This is a genomic window from uncultured Phenylobacterium sp. (genome assembly GCF_902826855.1).
In the GTDB taxonomy this organism is placed as follows: domain Bacteria; phylum Pseudomonadota; class Alphaproteobacteria; order Caulobacterales; family Caulobacteraceae; genus Phenylobacterium.
In genome coordinates this window covers 1-2,604 of record NZ_CADEGK010000342.1, presented here as the reverse complement: position 1 = coordinate 2,604, position 2,604 = coordinate 1, and the positions used below count along the sequence as shown (strand labels likewise).

General features: G+C 70.4%; 3 protein-coding genes. All 3 read right to left on the bottom strand.

Annotated features, from left to right (window positions below):
• Positions 1-1,098 (bottom strand): ABC transporter permease (locus QZV94_RS24485; protein ID WP_367255317.1); only part of this gene is annotated, 1,098 nt, incomplete at its 3' end.
• A 110-nt stretch (positions 1,099-1,208) separates the two neighbouring features.
• Complete coding sequence (locus tag QZV94_RS24480) at positions 1,209-2,225, bottom strand: extracellular solute-binding protein (protein WP_293683008.1); 1,017 nt, start codon at positions 2,223-2,225, stop codon at positions 1,209-1,211.
• Positions 2,226-2,239: 14 nt separating this feature from the next.
• A partial coding sequence (locus QZV94_RS24475; protein WP_367255313.1) for a hypothetical protein occupies positions 2,240-2,604 on the bottom strand: 365 nt, incomplete at its 5' end.

The window sequence follows — 2,604 nt, the reverse complement described above, 5'->3', positions numbered from 1 at the left end:
ATACCGGCCGACGAAGCCCAGCGCGATGATGGCCGACGTCTGATACACCCAGGCCGTTCCCGGCTGGTTCCAGATCGCCGCCAGGCCGACACCCAGCAGCGCGCCAGGCGCCACAAAGGCCAGCAACGCGATCCGGTCGAGGTGGCTCGCAACGCGATCCCTGCGGCTCAGCAGCGGGCCGAGCACCACGCCGAGCACCACGATGGCGGACGCGGCCCAGCCCGCCGGGACGAGGCTGTTCCAGACCCCGCCGCCGATCCAGAGCGGCAGCTCCGCGAAGCCGTCGAAGCCGGCGCGCCAGCCGAGCGCGACGAGCGGCGCGACCGACAATGCGGTGACGCTCCAGCAGAAGGCCGCAGCCGGCCACCGCCATCGGCCAAGCGCGAACGGTGCGCTCCGGAAGCTGCGCAGGCCCAGGACGGAGAATGAACGACGGCCGACGCTGCGTCGCTCCACGGCCGCGAGCCCCAGCGCCACGACCAGGACGGGCAGCAGGAGCACGAAGGCCTCGGCGGGGGCGAAATCGACTCCGCCCAACCGGGCGAAGACCGCGGCCGCGTAGGTGGGCACGCGCAGGAACATCGGCGCGCCCACCTCCGACAGCGTCAGCGCGATCACGACCACCGCGGCCAGAGTGATCGCGGGCGAGATCGCCGGCAGCAGGATTCGCGCTACGATCCGTGGAGGCCGCGCGACGAAGCGCGCGGCCTCCTCCTGCGACGGATCGACGTTCCAGAGGGCGAGCGCGGCCAGCGAGGTCACGATCGGTGCGAACGTGAGCCCGAGCACCAGCACGGCGCCGAGGTCGCTGAACAGAAGGCTGGCGGAGGTCTCCCCGCCGACCAGGCCATTCCGGCCAAACAGGTAGAACCAGCCCAGCGCCGGCAACAGGGGGGGAATGAACATCGGCGTGGCGTGCGCGACGAGCGCGATGCGTCGCCCCGGCGTGTCCGTCCGCGCAACCAGGAAGCCCATGGGAAGGCCTATGGCGAGCGTGACGGCCAGCACCGCGGCCGTGAGCGCCAGCGTGCGGGCCAGCAGCAGCCACGGCTCCGCGGTCAGGAGGGGGGCGAAGCTGGCCCCGGCCTCGTCGACCACTCCGCCGAAGATGGCGAACAGGGGCCAGAGCAACGGCGCCAGGCAGGCGACGACCACCACCACCCCAGCCGCGCCGAGTGCAAGGCCTCGCGCGCTCACGCGCGCCGGGACTACAGCCCGGACCATTTGCGGAGCTGCGGCTGAATGCGATCCATGGCCGCGGCGAGCGCGGCATAGTCGATGTTCATCGCGCGGAGGCGTCCCACCGGCACCACATGGGCGGGCGTCGCCACATCGGCGTGCAACGGCATGTGAGCCGCAGCGTCGGCCATCATGCGCTCCGCCTGCGGCGAGACCAGGTAGTCCGCCAGACGCCGAGCCGCCTCGGGGTGCGGCCCGCCGCGGATGAGCACGACGCTGCTGGGCATGACGAGCGTGCCGTCGCCGTCCTGATCCGGATAGACGATATCCACCGGGGCGCCGCTCTTGACCGCGTCGAAAGCGTCGTCGGTGTCGGTAAGGCCGAACGCGACCTCGCCCGAAGAGACCAGCCGCTTGACCTCGCCGTTGGAGCTGGCGATCCGCACGTCGTTGGCCTTGAGCGCATCCAGGAAGCGTGTGGCCTCGGCGTCTCCCCATGCCGTGAACCAGGCAGCGACGTGCATCGTCGTGGTGCCGTAGAGCGGGTTGGCGATGGCCGCCTGGCCCCGCCAGCGCGGATCGGCCAGATCGCGCACGGATCGCGGCGCCGGGCGGCCCGCCAGCCGTTCGCGGTTGACCAGCAGGACGCGGGCGCGCGCCGCTGACCCGGTCCAGAGACCCTTCGTGCTCTTGAAACCCGGCGGGATGGCGGCTGCGTTCGGTGGCGCGTACGGTTCGACCAGGCCACGGCCAACCAGCAGGAACGGCCGGACCGGATCTCCTGACCAGAACACATCGGCCTGCGGATTGGCGCGTTCGGCGATGAGCCGGTTCAGGACGCCCGTGCTCTTCGTCTCCTCCGTGTCGAAGACACTGCGCACCCGCATGCCGGTGTCCGCCTCGAAGCGGCGGAACACGGGCTCCGAGAACACCTGGTCCACGGATGTGTAGACCACCACCTCCGATTTGCTCGGCGGCCTTTCCGAACAAGCGCCGGCCGCGACCAGCAGCGCGACCGCGACGAGCATCCGAAGAGGGTGGCGCATGAGCTGTTCCCTTGTCAGCGTGGTGCTGTGTCGAGGCTGGCGATCGAGAGGTCGTCGAACTGGGTCACGCTGTCGGCCTTGGTCCACAACCCGACCTTGCCGGCGTCACGGAAGGTGACGTCCTCGACCTCGAAGAGCTTGCGCCCGTCCAGGTAGACCTCGAACAGGGGGCCACGGGCCGTGACCCGCAGCGTGCCCCAGGCCTGGCGGGGCACGTCGGCGTCGACCCCGTAGGTCTTTCCGCTCACGCCCTTGACGGGCAGGTCGATGCGTTTGCCGTTCTCGACCTTGTAGAGGACCACATTGTCTTCCAGGGCGTTGGCGCGCACCACGTAGTAGTTGTCAGGACCACGGTACCGCCAGACGAGACCTGCGGCCT

Excerpts from the sequence above, each read along its gene's own strand:
- QZV94_RS24480 (WP_293683008.1), bottom strand. The coding sequence starts at position 2,225 with ATGCGCCACCCTCTTCGGATGCTCGTCGCGGTCGCGCTGCTGGTCGCG.